This window comes from Bradyrhizobium sp. AC87j1, from assembly GCF_002936975.1.
Classification (GTDB): domain Bacteria; phylum Pseudomonadota; class Alphaproteobacteria; order Rhizobiales; family Xanthobacteraceae; genus Bradyrhizobium; species Bradyrhizobium shewense.
On record NZ_PTFE01000140.1, the window covers coordinates 1 to 15638 of the forward strand.

Consider the following 15638-nt stretch of genomic DNA (forward strand, 5'->3'; position numbering starts at 1 on the left):
CAGCATGTATCCGCCGGTCGCCAGCAGCGTCGTGACGAAGAACGCCAGCGTGTAGCGCGGCTGTCCGATCGTCGCGATCAGATGGCGGAACGGGTTTCTGTCCTGCTTCCGCTTCAGATGCGCGTCGACCGGCTCCATGGCGAAGGCGATGATGGCGATCGCCGCGATCGACACCACGACGATCGCAATGAAGCAGACGTGCCAATTCCAGTGATTGGCGAGAAACAGCCCGGCCGGAATACCCAGCACCTGGCTCGCGGCGAACGCCGTCTGGACGAAGCCCATCACGCGGCCGCGCAGGTGCAGCGGGAACAGATCGGTGATGATGGCGAGCACCACCGAGCCGATCACGCCCCCGAACAATCCGGTCACGATCCGGCCGAGCAGCAGCACGTGATAATTCTGCGCGGCGGCGCAGAGCATGGTGCCGAGCGTGAAGCCGACATAGAAGAACAGCAGCAGGCGCTTGCGGTCGAAACGATCGGCAAAGCCGGCGGCCAGCACGCCCGAAATGCCCGCGCTGAACGCGTAGGCCGACACCGCGACGCCGAATTGCCCGGCCGTGATGTCGAGCGCGGGCATCAGGATGGCGCCGAGCGGCGACATGATGATGAAGTCGAGGATGATCGTGAACTGCGTGAACGCGAGCAGCGCGATCAGAAGCGCCTGATAGCGCGAGAAGCCGCGCTGGCGTCCTGATGGGTCGTCGATCGGCGCGGCGAGCGTCTGTTCGGTCATGGATCTCGATTCGTGGGTCGCGGGGAGAGAAACTGGGAGATGGGGTGGGCGCGCACGATTTCCACGGGGCGCGCGCCACAGGCTCCGCCGAAACGGGCAGTTCGTGCGCCGTTGTGGGTTCCATGCAACAGCCGTGCATTCAGCAAACCGTCCGCCTCCTCGCGAAGGGGAGTGCGCGGACTGAGAAGCCGGGACACCGGGCGGCCCCCCATGAATATGGGAGGACGATAGGCCGCGCAGGCTTTCACGCATCCCGCGTCTTCCCAAAATCACGGGCCTCATGCTTTGAGAGTCGCGGAAGCGCCAATCGCGTTGGCGTGGCGGCGGCTTGGCTGGAAGTGAATTGGGGCTGGAAGTGACGGCGGTCTTCATTCTTCCTCTTCTTGCCGGTTGCGAGCTTGGAAGACGGGGTGGGGAACGAACATGACGATTTCATCGCGGGCGCCAGCAACCGCTTTGCTTGCAACGGCGCTCATTGCTGTGATCGCGGCCTGCGCCGGCGGGCCGGAAGCCCGGGCGCAGTTCGTGTGTGTGGATGGTGCCGCATCCGAGCAAGGCGCCACGGCGAGCGGATCAGCGAGCAATTTTGCCTGCGGGCCGTCCGCTTCCGCTGCCGGCACCGGCAGCAACAACTCCGCGACCGGGACCGGCGCTAACGCCAGCGGCGATAACAGCTCCAATGGGGCGACGGGAAACAATGCCAACGCCAGCGGCAACAACAGCTTCAACAGCGCGGCCGGAGCGGGAGCCATCGCCAGCGGTGAAGCGAGCAAGAACATCGCGTCCGGAAACAACGCGCAAGCCAGCGGTGACAACAGCACCAATATCGCGGCCGGCGCCGGAGCCAACGCCAGCGGCAACAGCAGCGGTAATCTTGCGTCCGGGCTGACCGCCCTCGCCAACGGAGACAACAGCAGGAACGTTGCGACAGGGCGCAGTTCCAATGCCTCCGGCAACAACAGCAGAAATCTTGCCAACGGGTTTATCGCCAAGGCTTACGGCGACGCCAGCGCCAACACGGCGACGGGGAGCAACGCCAACGCCATCGGCAACGGCAGCGCCAACATCGCGACCGGCGTCAACTCCAATGCGAACGGCGACAACAGCTTCAATATCGCGACCGGCCTGAATACCAACGCGAGCGGGTCCGGAAGCAATAACGTTGCCACCGGCAACGCCGCCATCGCATTTGGCGCCAACAGCTCCAACGCGGCGACCGGCTATCTGGCGAATGCCAACGGCGCCAATTCGAGGAATATCGCGAACGGTGCGCAATCCAATGCCAGCGGGACCGGCAGCTTCAACATTGCCGTCGGAAACGGCGCCAACGCGAGCGGAAACGGTGTCGCGAACACCGCGGTGGGCAACGGCTCCAACGCAACCGGCGCGAATTCCTCGGCCTTCGGCAATGGCGCGTCGGCGACCTTTGCGAACGCCACCGCGATCGGTAATGGCGCCACCGCGACCCGCGCCAACCAGCAGGTTTACGGCACCGCGAGCAATACCTACACGATGACGGGCGTCACCTCGGCCGCGAGCACGGCGGCGCAATCCGGGCCCGTGCAACTCGTCACCACGGACGCGGCCGGCAATCTCGCCTCCACCTCGCTCAGTGCACTCGGGTTTGCGAGCCCCGCGGATATCGCAAGCATCAACAGCCAGCTCGCAGGCATCAATGCCCGCCTCAACGACCTCGACGGCAGGACCGGCAAGGCGATCAACGGTGTCGCGATGGCCTTTGCGATATCAGGCTCGCCCTGGCTGATGCCGTCCGAGAAGATCGCGATGAGCATGAACTGGGGTACGTTCCAGAACACCAATGCACTCTCCATGAGTGCGGCGCTGCGCGTCAGCGAGCATGTGCAGGCCAGCGGCGGTCTGACCTACGGCACCAACGGCGGCGGATTGGGCGGCCGCGTCGGAATGCGCGTCGGCTGGTGATGCCAGGCTTTGGCAATTCGATGCAATTGATCGCGCGAGCCGTGATGGCACTGGCGCTGCTGCTGTGCTGCGGAAGCGACAGGGCGATGGCGCAGCAGAAGACGCCCGCACCGGCTGTGGCTGGCGCGCAGCCGGCGCTGCCCGTCACGCTGGAGCAGGCGCTCTATCTGATCCGCTCGACGCTGCTCACGCTCAACGATGCCAACCGCACGGGCAATTATACGGTGCTGCGCGACCTCGCTGCGCCCGATTTCCAGGCGCGCAACACCGCCGCCGATCTCGCGCTGAATTTTCTTGATCTGCGGCGCCGCAATTTCGATCTCTACGGTGCGGCATTGCTGGCGCCGCAATTCAGCGACGCGCCCGCGCTTGATCAGCGAGGAATGCTGCGCTTGGCAGGCTACATTCCGACCCGGCCGCAGCAGATCCAGTTCGATCTCACGTTTCAGACCGTGGCCGGGCAATGGCGTCTGATCGCCATCGCGATCGCTACGCCGGAAGCCGCATCCCCTCAGCCGCAAGCCCAGGCAACGCCCGTGAAGCCGGCCGTGCCTGCCCAGAAGAAGACGCCGTGAGCGTTGCTGAGCATTATCCCATTGATAAGTCTGCGTTTGTCGCCGGATCGGCGGCTGCGCCCCACCCTGTTCTCGCGGCTTCCGGCAGCCCCGATTAAGCCGCCCTTAGCGAATGCTCCCCTAGTGTCATGACTGTCCATTTCCCTGCTCCCCGGCGCTGAGCCGGTCAGTTTGCGGCAAGTCAGAGCGTATTCGGATGGAGCAGCCTGCCCGGCAGTATGATCCTGGCGTGCCCGAGCCGTTGGTCACGGCGGCGGCGACGCGGACGCTCGTCATCGATCTCGAAGGCGGCCTGCTGCGCTCCGAGCTGCTGATGGAGGCGCTGTTCTCCAGCCCCGGCCGCATGCTCGCCCGCTTCGGCGCTGGCGGACGCCCGGGCATGGTGGCGCTCACCGATATCCTGGCGCGCGCCGAGATCGACTACGCCCATCTGCCCTATGATTCCGACGTGTTGAACCAGGCGCTCGCAGCGCGGGCGCGGGGCGCGAAGATCTATCTGGTGGCCGGCCGCTTCGCCCGCCACGCCGCCGGCATTGCCGCGCATCTCGGCTTTGACGGCGTCGTTGCGCCGGCTGATCTGGCTGCGGGAGAAAACCTGCCGTTCGATCGCGGCGCCATCGAGCGCATCGAAAATCGCAGCCGCAACGCCAACCTCAAGACCAGCCTCAGGACCTGGGCCAAGGCGCTGCGCGTCTATCAATACGCCAAGAACACGCTGGTGTTCGTGCCTGTCATCACCGCGCATCAGCTGAATTTTGCCAGCTTCGGCTCCGCGCTTCTGGCGTTCCTAGCATTCTCGGCCTGTGCGTCCGGCGCCTATCTGATGAATGATCTCCTGGATCTCGCAGCCGACCGGCAGCATCCGACCAAGCGCCATCGCGCGCTGGCGGCCGGAGATTTGCCGATCTCGTCCGCGCTATCAGCGATCCCTGCGTTGTGGCTGTTCGCGGTCGTGGCCGGCCTCTGCATCTCGCCTTTGTTTCTCGGCGTGCTCGGCGCCTATCTTGTCACCACCATCGCCTATTCGCTCGCGCTCAAGCGCAAGATGCTGGTCGACATCGTCACGCTCGCCGGTCTCTACACGCTTCGCATCGTCGCCGGCGCGGTCGGCGTTGGCGTGGTGCTGTCGGAATGGCTGTTGATCTTCTCGCTGTTCGTGTTCACCTCGCTGGCGCTGATCAAGCGCTTCAGCGAGCTCAGCATGCGCGAGAGCGCCGGCCTTGCCGATCCTTCCAACCGCGACTATCGCGTCACCGATCTGCAAATCATCGCCGCGATGGCGGCGGCGAGTGCGATGAACGCGGTGACCGTGTTCTCGCTCTACGTCTCCTCGACCGCGGTGACGCCGCTCTACAGCCGTCCCTGGCTGCTGTGGCTGCTCAATCCGCTGCTGCTCTATTGGTTCGGCCGCGCCCTGATGATGGCGCATCGCCGCGAGATGCCGGACGACCCGATTCTGTACGCCTTCCGCGACGGCCCCAGCCGCATTGCGGTTGCGGCGATGATCTGCATCATGCTGGCGGCGATCTGAGCGAAGCCCGTGCTTGCGCGGCCCGCCGGCAATGGCTACATCGCGGGCAATCCGAATTCGCTATAGTGCCGACGCACCGATTAGATCCGAGGTTTTGAAACGCCATGACCGTACGCCTGCATCGCGGCGACCTGCCCGACCTGTCCCGCTACACCGGAGCGGTGGCGATCGACACCGAGACCATGGGGCTGAATCCGCACCGCGACCGGCTCTGCGTGGTGCAGCTCTCGCCGGGTGACGGCAGCGCCGACGTGGTGCAGATCCCCAAGGGCCATACCGACGCGCCGAACCTGAAGGCGCTGCTGGCCAATCCCGCCATCACCAAGATCTTCCACTTCGCGCGGTTCGACGTCGCGGTGCTGTACCAGACCTTCGGCGTCATGACCGGCCCGATTTATTGCACCAAGATTGCCTCGCGCCTGACCCGCACCTACACCGATCGCCACGGCCTGAAGGACCTCGTGCGCGAGGTGCTCAATGTCGATCTCTCCAAGCAGCAGCAATCCAGCGATTGGGGTTCCGACAGCCTGACCGAGCCGCAACTCGCTTATGCCGCCTCGGACGTGCTGCACCTGCATGCCTTGCGCGAACGGTTAGATGCCATGCTGGTGCGGGAGGGCCGCACCGCGCTGGCCAAAGCCTGTTTCGACTTCCTGCCGACCCGCGCCCTGCTCGACCTCCAGGGCTGGGCGGAGGAGGACATTTTCGCGCATTCCTGAGCCCTCCACCGCCGGTTAGACTTCGGGCTGCGCCCCGTTTCGGACACTTTCGTGCGGCCTGTCCAAGCCTGATATGTACAAGGCTGCATATTGCGGCGCTGACGGGTACAATGGAGCGGCCTGCAACCCGGCCTGGCGAGCGGCACCTCAGGAGCTCAGGTGAATTCGGCCCACAATCCCACCTACGACGCTGCGCTTGCGGCGAAGTTTGCCAGCGCGGCGCGCCACAGCCGTCTGGTGCGGATTCTGCGCCTCGCGGTGCCGGCTGCAGTGCTGTTGTCGATGGCCGCCATCGTCGGCGTCTCGGTCTTCAATCCGTTCCGCATGCTGATGCCGAAGCTGCCGCTCGATTCCGGAAACCTGGTGGTGTCGGGCACCAAGATCACGATGGAATCGCCGCATCTGGCGGGCTACACGCCGGACCAGCGGCCCTACGAGCTCTGGGCCAAGACCGCGACGCAGGACATCACCGATCCCGATCATGTCGATCTCTCCGACCTGCGCGCGAAAGTGCTGATGGAGGATCAATCGACCCTGTTCCTCGATGCCCGCACCGGCCGCTTCGACAACAAGCAGCAGCAGCTCGATCTGCACAAGGACATCTTCCTGCGCACCTCGACCGGCTACGAGGCGCGGCTGAACTCGGCCTTCGTCGACATGGGCAAGGGCACGGTCTCCTCGGACGAGCGTGTCGACGTCAAGCTGACCAACGGCACGCTGACCGCGGACAAGCTGCGCATTACGGAAGGCGGCGACGTCATCCGTTTCGAGGGCAATGTGGTGATGCATCTGGACAAGCTGGATGACCCCGCCGCCGCTCAGCCTGCGCCAGCCGAGCCCGCGCCGGCGGCGCCGCCGGCCAAGTCAAAGAACAAATCTGCCAATTCAAAGTGATTTCATGATCAGGTCTTTTCCGCGCAACCACACGCGCAATGCCATCTTCAGTGCAGCTGCGCTCGCCGCCACTGTCGTGCTTGCTGCAATTGGCGCCGCATTTGCGCAGAGCACGATGCAGGGTGTGCCCAACGCGATGCAGGGTTTTTCGCAGAACCGCGATCAGCCGATTCAGATCGAGGCGGCCTCGCTCGAGATGCGCGACAAGAAGAAGGAGGCGACCTTCGCCGGCAATGTGAAGGTCATCCAGGGCGACACCACCATGACCTCGAAGACGCTGGTGGTGTTCTACGAATCGGGTGGCGACAAGCCCGCCACGCCGCAGCCTGCGGCCAAGGCGACCAAGGGCGCGCCGATGCAGTCGGCGCAGCCGGGCCCGGGCGGCAGTTCCTCGATCAAGCGGCTGGAGGCGCGCGGCAATGTCGTGGTCACTCAGAAGGACCAGGTGGTCACCGGCGAGACCGCCGTGTTCGACACCAGGACCAATCTCATCACCATGCTGGGCGGCGGAGGCCAGGTCGTCCTGACCCAGTGCAAGAACGTGCTGCAGGGTGACCGATTGGTGGTCGACATGACTACGGGCGTCTCACGGGTGGAGTCGGACAGCGGCAAGGTACGGGGCCTGTTCGACCAGAACAGCAAATGCGGAACACAGGGCGGTCCTGGCGCAGGTCCAGCCCTGCAATTGCCAGGCGCAAGTAAACCCAAATAAATTCAACGGCTTGGCTCGGATGCTCCCGAACCGAGGTTGAAGCTTGGCCTGTGAGACTGTATCTAGCGCGCAGGGCTTTCGAAGCGGGGTCCGCCGCTTTTCGGGCGTGTTTCACTGGGCATGAGACATCCCTTCACTCATGCTGCATCGGCTAGTCGAATGGCCGGTGCGGCAGATCGCGCGAATTCGCGCAGGATCGTCGCGAAAGGCTTAGAAGGCGGGGATGGTCGATCTCTTCAGCATGTTCCGTCGGCGCCCCGCCAAGCGCGGCCGGCCAGGATTTGCGCGTCAGGACATCACCGCGCTCGGTGACGGCGTCGGCGGGCTCGTGACCAGCCCGATCCGGGACGCGCCGATGGCCCGCGACCAGGCGATCCATGCGCCCGATCAGTTCCCGGGCGACTATCAAGGCGACTATCAGGCCGAGGCGCCGCGTCAGCCCGCAGTTCACCCCGTCAGGGCCGCCGCCAAGCCGAACGGCGGCGGGCCCCAGCTCCTGAAGCGGCCCGGCTTCCTGGCTGTGCATAGCGTGGAAAAGGCCTTCGGCAGCCGCCAGGTCGTGCGCGGCGTCAGCATCTATGTGCGCCGCGGCGAAGCGGTCGGCCTGCTCGGTCCGAATGGCGCCGGCAAGACCACTGTGTTCTACATGATCACTGGCCTGATCAAGGCCGACCGCGGCGCCATCGAGCTCGACGGCCACGACGTCACCAAGCTCCCGATGTATCAGCGCGCGCGGCTTGGCATCGGCTATCTGCCGCAGGAAGCCTCGATCTTCCGCGGCCTCACCGTCGAGCAGAACATCCGCGCCGTGCTCGAAGTGGTGGAGCCCTCGCGCAAGAAGCGCGAGCAGCAGCTCGATGCGCTGCTCGACGAATTCAACATCACGCGGCTGCGCAAATCGCCGTCGATCGCGCTATCAGGCGGCGAGCGGCGCCGCGTCGAGATCGCGCGCGCGCTGGCGACGCGTCCGAACTACATGCTGCTCGACGAGCCCTTCGCCGGCATCGACCCGATCGCGGTCGGCGACATCCAGGACCTCGTCCGCCACCTCACCAATCGCGGCATCGGCGTCCTCATCACCGACCACAATGTCCGCGAGACGCTCGGCCTCACCGACCGCGCCTACATCGTCTATGCCGGCGAAATCTTGACCGAGGGGAGCCCGGATGAGATCGTTGCCGATCCGGACGTGCGCCGCCTTTACCTTGGCGAGGAATTCCGCCTCTAGCCCGTTTTTGCGTTTCGTCAAGACGTGTACATCGGGCCTGGACTAGGATAAGCAAAAATCGGACCAATTTTTGGGAACGGTTCTTGCTTCATGGCGCTCACGCAGAGATTAGAGTTCCGGCAATCGCAGTCGCTGGTCATGACGCCGCAGTTGATGCAGGCGATCAAGCTGTTGCAATTGTCCAATCTCGATCTCACGACCTTCGTGGAAGAGGAGCTCGAGCGTAACCCCCTGCTGGAACGGGCCAATGACGAGGCCCCCGCGGGCGAGGCCCCGGCCGACGCCGGCCAGTACAGCGATGGCGAGGAGTCCGGCGGACAGGGTGATGACGGCTTTGGCGGCGGCGACGCGTTCGAGCCGGGCCAAGAGGAATGGATGAGCAAGGATCTCGGCACCCGCGCCGAGATCGAGCAGACCCTGGACACGGGCCTCGACAACGTCTTCTCCGAGGAACCGGCCGAGGCCGCGGCGCGCAACGCCCAGGACGCCGCGCCGACGACCTATACGGAATGGGGCGGCGGCGCCTCCGGCGACGAGGACTACAATCTCGAGGCCTTCGTCGCGGCCGAGTTGACGCTCTCAGACCATCTCGCCGAGCAGCTCTCGGTGGCCTTTACCGCACCTGCCCAGCGCATGATCGGCCAGTATTTGATCGACCTCGTCGACGAAGCCGGCTATCTGCCGGGCGATCTCGGCCAGGCCGCCGAGCGCCTTGGCGCGACGCAAGCCGACGTCGAGGGCGTCCTTGCCGTGCTGCAAAAATTCGATCCGCCCGGGGTCTGTGCGCGCAATTTGAGCGAATGCCTGGCGATCCAGCTCCGCGAGCTCGACCGCTACGACCCCGCGATGCAGGCTCTGGTCGAGCATCTCGATCTCCTGGCCAAGCGCGACATCGTGGCCCTGCGGAAGATCTGCGGCGTCGACGACGAGGACATCGCCGACATGATCGGCGAGATCCGCCGCCTCAATCCCAAGCCCGGCATGAAGTTCGGCTCGGCACGTCTGCAGACCATGGTGCCCGACGTCTATGTCCGCCCGGGTCCCGACGGCGGCTGGCATGTCGAGCTCAATAGCGACACCTTGCCGCGCGTGCTGGTCAACCAGACCTACTATTCCGAGCTGTCGAAGAAGATCGGCAAGGACGGCGACAAGTCCTATTTCACCGACGCGCTCCAGAACGCGACCTGGCTGGTGCGCGCGCTCGACCAGCGCGCCCGCACCATCCTGAAAGTTGCAACCGAGATCGTGCGCCAGCAGGACGGCTTCTTCACCCACGGCGTGGCGCATTTGCGGCCGCTCAATCTGAAGGCCGTGGCCGACGCCATCCAGATGCATGAATCCACGGTGTCGCGCGTCACCGCCAACAAGTACATGGCGACCAATCGCGGCACGTTCGAGCTGAAATATTTCTTCACCGCCTCGATCGCCTCGGCCGACGGCGGCGAGGCGCATTCCGCCGAAGCCGTGCGCCACCACATCAAGCAGCTGATCGATTCGGAGGAGCCCGCGGCGATCCTGTCGGACGACACCATCGTGGAACGCTTGCGCGCCTCGGGCATTGATATTGCCCGCCGCACGGTCGCGAAGTACCGCGAAGCCATGCGCATTCCTTCCTCGGTGCAACGTCGCCGCGACAAGCAGAGCGCTCTTGGTAACGTCCTCTCTACCGCCTTGTCCGATCGTTCCCGCAACACCGAACCGGCCTGATTGCGCTGGCGCGAAATCGCGCTACTCTCGACCCCCCGTCGAGACGGATCCAAGCACGCGCATGATCCCGAAAAGTGTCCAGCGGTTTTGCTTCCCGACAAACGCCAAAGGCGTTTGCGGGGAGATCATGCGCAGGCAATATTCCAGAGGTGCGATGACGTGTCATCGCACCGCGAGCACGTGAACCAAGCGAGGCATCACATGACTCTCAGAATCTCGGGAAAGAGCATCAGCGTCGGCGAGGCCCTGCGCGGCCGCGTTTCCGACCGCACCGACGAGGTGCTGCGCAAATATTTCGACGGCAATTATTCCGGCCACATCACGCTCAGCAAGGACGGCTTCGGCTTCCGCACCGATTGCGCCCTGCACCTCGATTCCGGAATCACGCTGGAGGCCGATTCGAACGCGCCGGATGCCTATGCCAGCGCCGACCAGGCGCTGCTGATGATCGAGAAGCGGCTGCGCCGCTACAAGAACCGGCTCAAGGACCGCTCCGCCCGCAAGGCCCATGTCGCCTCCGAAGCGATGGCTGCGCTCGATGCCACCAGCTACGTGCTCGAGGCGCCGGAGGGCGAGGACGAGGTCACCGGCTACAGCCCCGTCATCATCGCCGAGGCCACCACCTCGCTGAAGCCGCTGTCGGTCAGTGAGGCCGTCATGGAACTCGACCTGAGCGGGGCTCCCTGCCTGGTCTTTCAGCATGGCTCCAGCGGCCGGGTGAACATCATTTACCGCCGGGCTGACGGCAATGTGGGCTGGATCGACCCGCCGGGAGCCAAAACGGATGTTAGGGCGGATGGCAAGGGGAACAGCAGGGCCGGGGGCTAGGGCAAAAGCCCGGCCCCCGTACCATCCGCAGACCTTAACAATGACCGGGGCAAAGCCGCACGCGGGAGTTGGCACCGGGATTGCGTTGGAGTAGAAGCGCCCCACATCAGGACTTAACGGGATTTGGGCTAAGTCCTCCTCCTGCTTGACCTTCTTGACGCCGGCCCAGCGTGGTTTCTCTCCAAGCTGGCCAATTCGGAACCTGACGGTTTAATTCACCTCGGAAACCCTCCATGCCGATTACCGATCTGGTCGCACCCGAGGCGATTCTCCCGGCATTGAAGGTCAACAGCAAGAAGCAGGCCTTGCAGGAGCTCGCGGCCAAGGCCGCCGAGCTGACCGGGCAGAACGAGCGCTCCGTGTTCGAGGTGCTGCTGCAGCGGGAGAAGCTCGGCACCACCGCGGTCGGCTATGGCGTCGCCATTCCGCACGGCAAGCTGCCCAAGCTCGAAAAGATCTTCGGCCTGTTCGCGCGTCTCGACCGCCCGATCGATTTCGAGGCGATGGACGGCCAGCCGGTCGATCTCGTCTTCCTGCTGCTCGCCCCCGAAGGCGCCGGCGCCGATCATCTCAAGGCCCTCGCCCGCATCGCCCGCCTGTTGCGCGACCAGGACATCGCCAAGAAGCTGCGCGCCTCTCGCGATGCCCAGGCGATTTACTCTGTGCTGGCACTGCCGCCGGCCACCGCGGCGTAACGTCGCCGTCAAAGGCCGGATCGACTCTGGCCTCCTGGATCGCCCGGCATTGTCGGCGTCGCGCCCTGCCTCAGGGTTCTCCAGGTAGACGCTCCGAAAATTTTCCCGCTTGAGACGCACGGCATATTGGGCGGCGCCAAAATCCGCTAACAGTCGTTCAAAGCTGTGGACTGAGCGGACGTGATTTGGAATGGAAATGCGTCGTTGCGCATTGGCGCGGCGGGGGGAGAACGGCCCGGGGAACCGGGCCTCGGCCGGCGGATGCCCGGCGTATCGTCCAAAAGCTACGCGCCTCGCAAGACGCCCAGGCGATCCATTCGGTGCCGGCGTTGGAGCCGGCGACGAACCGCCAATCATCGATATCGTTGGGTTCAGGCTGCGCTTTGCTCGGAACTGACGTCCGGGCCAATTGAGGCCCGCTCGCGGCGCAAGTCCCGGGAATGTCGACCGCGCGAAGGCGGTCGCGACGCGCGGTAAGGGAGCATCAGCCGTGCTTCAGGAAGGTCAGCTCAGGGCCAGCCTACAAATCGCTTCGGATTCCGAGACATACGAAAGCGCCATCTGGAAACCGCGCGGTGTCGGCGTGGAGAAGCTTGCCAGAAACGTGATCCGCGGTTCGATCACCGTCAACGTGGTCCCGTCGATGGGGGTCTTCCATCCCGCGCTGCTTCCCGCAGAGTGGAGCTATCTGCAACAGGCCGTTGCGCTCGTGATGTGGATCATCTTGATCTACGCCAGTGCTTTCGTACGTCCACGCGTGCGCGTGCAGCTCAATCCCGATCTCATCGCGCTGGTGGCATTCTATTCCCTCGCTGCCATTTCCGTTCTCTGGACCAGTCTCGCCATTGCGGCGATCATGAAGAGCGCGGCGCTCGTGGTGACGACCTTCGGTGCGTACTGCCTCATTACGCGTATCGACATGGACGAGATCGTCGGATCGACGGCCCTCGGGTTCTTCATTCTGGTCGCCGCTTCGGCCTTGTGTGCCGTCTTCGTGCCCGAGATCGGCGTCGACCAGAGCTGGATGCACAACGGCCAGTGGCAAGGAATCTACGAATCGAAGCAGACGCTCGGCTTCATCAGCGCATATCTGATGTTCTTTGCCTGCTATCAGAAGATGACCGGGCAGGGATGGATCGCTTTTCTCGTGACGTTTCTCCTGGCATTGACGTGCGTTATCGCCTCGGAATCCCGTGGTGCCGGTGCCGTCGCTGTTGCCGCTTGTGGACTGCTCGTGACCTCGATGTGGTCGATCCGCTGCATGAAAGTCTATGCGGTGCTGCCATTCATCATGTGCATCCTGGCCGCCCTGCTGTTCCTGTATTTCTATCTGACGGGGTACGATTCCTTTCATCTCGGCGGTGAATCGACCATCGACTTGACCGAGCGGACTTTCATTTGGCAGTACGCCATCAGCCATTTCAACGACGCGCCCCTGCTGGGCTTTGGCATCAACGGATTCTGGACGCGCCCTTCGATTTACGACTATTTCAACCAGAACCATGGCTGGGTGCTCGACAATTATCATAGCGGTTACATCGCGGTGGCGATTGAAACGGGGTTTCTGGGATATTTGCTGTTCGTCGCGAGCGTCTATCTGTTTTCGGAAAAGGTCCTGTATTTGATCGCCACCCGGTCGATCAATCGTTCCCATTGCGCTCTCATCATCGGATTTGTCGTCCTGAGCTTTCAATCGAATTTCACGGAGACGATGTTCCTCCGCTCGACGATGTTCACGTCGGTGCTTCTCGTCGCGTTCTTCTTCGCGGTGTGCAGGCCGGTGCCGCAGCAATCCCTGCTGCCATGATGGAGAAGGCAGCATGAATGCCATCTGCGCCCGCTGGTCGGTGACCTTCCGCCTCATCTTGGCGATAGCCATGCTCGCGATCTGCTCTCAGGCCGACGCAGCCCAACAGGGCACCGCGCGCGCCCCAGGAGAGTTGGGGCGCGGCATCAACATCCTCGGCTACGACGGCATCTGGGAAGGAGGCCGGAATGCGCCATTTCGTCTGGACAACCTCACGGCCATCCGAAAGGCCGGGTTCTCGCATGTTCGGATCAATTTCTTCGGCTTCAAGTTCATGGGCGAAGGGAATCTGCTGGATGAAATCGTCCTGAGGCGGCTAGATGCCGTGATCGAAGAAGTGCTCGCCCGGAAGCTCATCCCCATTCTCGACGAGCACGATACGGATACTTGCCAGCGCGACGTGTCCGGATGCGCCGAGAAGCTGAAGGCATTCTGGACGCAAATCGCCGAGCGCTATGCCGGAAGATATCCGAAGCTTGTCTTCGAGGTCCTCAATGAGCCCGGCGGGCAGATGACGTCGGCCAGCTGGAACGCCCTTCTGAACGAGTGTCTCGGCATCATCCGCACCAGCAACCCCGGACGGACGGTCATTGCTGCCGTTCTCAACGTCGATGACATGCCGGTCGAGGAACTGGCCCTGCCATCAGGTGACAGAAACCTCATCGTCACGTTTCACTATTACGCGCCGATACGCTTCACGCATCAGGGTGCGCCGTGGTCCCCAACGTTTTCGCGGCTCGGGCCACTCGATTGGGGCACTCCGGAGGACGAACGGAAGGCTCTCGCCGACTTCGAAAAGATTCGTAGCTGGTCCGAAAAGGAAAAGCGCCCGATCTATCTCGGCGAGTTCGGCGTGTACGAGCGCGCTCCAGCCGAAGCCCGGACGCGATATCTGTCGTTCGTGGCCCGAAGTGCGGATCGGCTTGGCTGGGCATGGGCCTATTGGCAGTTCGACCATGATTTCGCGGCCTTCGACAGCGCGCGACAAACCTGGAAGCCGGACATCCTGCGGGCGCTGATCCCGGCGGTGCGTTGAAGCGCACGTTCGGGATTCGAGAGTTGAGCCCACTGCGGCCTCACGCACCGTCATTGCGAGGAGCGTCATCGCGTCAAAATGAAAGCGGGCATGCCTTCGCAAGAAGGCATGCCCGCTGGAAACTCTATTCGTGCGACGTGCGCTCAGTGCACGCTGACGGCTTGCAGCTCGTTGCTCCAGGCGTTGGCGATCGCGGCTTCGCGGCTGTCGGTCAACATGATCGGCGTGCCGTCGGCGGCGTGGAGCGCGAAGAGCTTTAAGCCCGGCGCGATTTTCGGCGCTTCGGGAAACAGGCCCGGCACGTCCTCGGAGCGGATCTGCTTCACATAGGCGATATGGCCTTCGCCAAGGGTTGCCAGCGTCTCGGGCGAGACGTTCTTGGCTTCGTATTCGAACGCAACGTGACCTTCACTCATGGTCTCGACTCCTCTGGAACACTAAGCGGTCGAGTCCGCTACTCGTTCCATTATTCGTGCTCATTGATAGCGATTGTCTTAACGATCCTCTCCGGTTCAGGCCGGGCCAGATCGACCGACAACAACCCGTTCTTCAGATCCGCACCCAGCACCAGCATCCCCTCCGCCAGCACGAAGGTGCGCTGGAAGTGGCGCGCGGCGATGCCGCGATGGATGTATTGCCGGGTCTTGTCGTCCTGCTGCCGCCCGCGGATCACGAGCTGGTTTTCCTCAATGGTTACATCGAGTTGGTCGCGCGTAAATCCGGCGACCGCCAGCGTGATACGCAGCCGCTCGGGCTGGCCGTCCGCGCCGCCACACCTCTCGATATTGTAGGGAGGGTAGCCGTCGGCGCCTTTGACGACGCGATCGAGCACGCGCTCAATCTCGTCGAAGCCCAGAAGGAACGGACTGGATAACGTGGGAACACGAGACATAGTTTACAAAGTCCTCGCAGAAAGCGACTTTGGTGCATCAGGGCCCTGAGAGGCGCCCCTTGATCAGCAATATGGGCATGTTCCCGTGTTGGTTCAAGCAGGTAGCCGGGAAGCTGTGGATTGGCCATGTTCTGCCGTCATGGCCGGGCTCGTCCCGGCCATCCACGATCTTACTTGCGGCGCAGAGAACGTGGATGCCCGGGACAAGCCCTATTTGATTCACACATCGCGAGCGATCCTCCAGCCGCTGAGCATGGCCCTGAGGGCCAACAGGCCCTGGAGGATCGTGATGGGTCCTGGTTTACCGTAGTATCCGGTCCAACCGCCGAGGCGCG

Annotated in this window: 15 protein-coding genes; 12 read left to right on the forward strand and 3 right to left on the reverse strand. The window is 63.6% G+C overall.

The genetic code is table 11. The features are described from left to right. A partial coding sequence (locus CV770_RS37625; protein ID WP_146101432.1) for an MFS transporter occupies nt 1–738 on the reverse strand: 738 nt, incomplete at its 3' end. A gap of 423 nt (nt 739–1161) precedes the next feature. Between CV770_RS37625 and CV770_RS37630 the strand changes: the two genes are divergently transcribed. The 12 genes from CV770_RS37630 (at nt 1162) to CV770_RS37685 (ending at nt 14411) form a co-directional block, all read left to right on the forward strand. After that, the gene (locus CV770_RS37630; RefSeq protein ID WP_245453972.1) at nt 1162–2679 is read left to right on the forward strand and encodes a hypothetical protein; all 1518 of its coding nucleotides are present in this window, start codon (nt 1162–1164) and stop codon (nt 2677–2679) included. 20 nt (nt 2680–2699) lie between these two features. Next, nucleotides 2700–3254, forward strand: a complete 555-nt coding sequence (locus tag CV770_RS37635) for a hypothetical protein (protein WP_245453973.1) — start codon at nt 2700–2702, stop codon at nt 3252–3254. A gap of 229 nt (nt 3255–3483) precedes the next feature. Further along, nucleotides 3484–4785: a UbiA family prenyltransferase gene (locus tag CV770_RS37640; protein WP_245453974.1), complete on the forward strand. Its 1302-nt coding sequence runs from the start codon at nt 3484–3486 to the stop codon at nt 4783–4785. A 104-nt stretch (nt 4786–4889) separates the two neighbouring features. Next, a complete protein-coding gene (locus CV770_RS37645; RefSeq protein ID WP_018323452.1) occupies nt 4890–5504 on the forward strand; it encodes a ribonuclease D in 615 nt (204 codons plus the stop codon). A 159-nt stretch (nt 5505–5663) separates the two neighbouring features. Next, complete coding sequence (lptC, locus tag CV770_RS37650) at nt 5664–6398, forward strand: LPS export ABC transporter periplasmic protein LptC (RefSeq protein WP_104465930.1); 735 nt, start codon at nt 5664–5666, stop codon at nt 6396–6398. Nucleotides 6399–6402: 4 nt separating this feature from the next. Next, on the forward strand, nt 6403–7110 hold the full coding sequence (locus tag CV770_RS37655; RefSeq protein WP_091962376.1) for an LptA/OstA family protein: 708 nt from the start codon (nt 6403–6405) through the stop codon (nt 7108–7110). Nucleotides 7111–7333: 223 nt separating this feature from the next. Then, nucleotides 7334–8338, forward strand: coding sequence for an LPS export ABC transporter ATP-binding protein (gene lptB / locus CV770_RS37660; protein WP_091962373.1), 1005 nt, complete (start codon nt 7334–7336; stop codon nt 8336–8338). A 90-nt stretch (nt 8339–8428) separates the two neighbouring features. Continuing rightward, nucleotides 8429–10045, forward strand: a complete 1617-nt coding sequence (gene rpoN / locus CV770_RS37665; RefSeq protein WP_104465931.1) for an RNA polymerase factor sigma-54 — start codon at nt 8429–8431, stop codon at nt 10043–10045. A 201-nt stretch (nt 10046–10246) separates the two neighbouring features. Then, nucleotides 10247–10873 (forward strand): ribosome hibernation-promoting factor, HPF/YfiA family, encoded by a 627-nt coding sequence (gene hpf / locus CV770_RS37670; RefSeq protein WP_091962367.1) that lies wholly within the window; start codon nt 10247–10249, stop codon nt 10871–10873. A 233-nt stretch (nt 10874–11106) separates the two neighbouring features. Beyond that, on the forward strand, nt 11107–11568 hold the full coding sequence (gene ptsN / locus CV770_RS37675) for a PTS IIA-like nitrogen regulatory protein PtsN (protein WP_008141251.1): 462 nt from the start codon (nt 11107–11109) through the stop codon (nt 11566–11568). A 490-nt stretch (nt 11569–12058) separates the two neighbouring features. Then, nucleotides 12059–13375: an O-antigen ligase family protein gene (locus CV770_RS37680; RefSeq protein WP_201760207.1), complete on the forward strand. Its 1317-nt coding sequence runs from the start codon at nt 12059–12061 to the stop codon at nt 13373–13375. Nucleotides 13376–13388: 13 nt separating this feature from the next. Beyond that, a complete protein-coding gene (locus tag CV770_RS37685) occupies nt 13389–14411 on the forward strand; it encodes a glycoside hydrolase family 5 protein (protein WP_104465932.1) in 1023 nt (340 codons plus the stop codon). A 143-nt stretch (nt 14412–14554) separates the two neighbouring features. On the opposite strand, the gene CV770_RS37690 is transcribed toward CV770_RS37685, so the two are convergent. Continuing rightward, complete coding sequence (locus CV770_RS37690; RefSeq protein WP_007598581.1) at nt 14555–14827, reverse strand: BQ00720 family protein; 273 nt, start codon at nt 14825–14827, stop codon at nt 14555–14557. A 50-nt stretch (nt 14828–14877) separates the two neighbouring features. Then, nucleotides 14878–15303 carry an Hsp20 family protein gene (locus CV770_RS37695; RefSeq protein WP_027531607.1) on the reverse strand — a complete coding sequence of 142 codons (426 nt, stop codon included), beginning with the start codon at nt 15301–15303 and terminating at the stop codon, nt 14878–14880. Between the last annotated feature and the right edge of the window lie 335 nt (nt 15304–15638).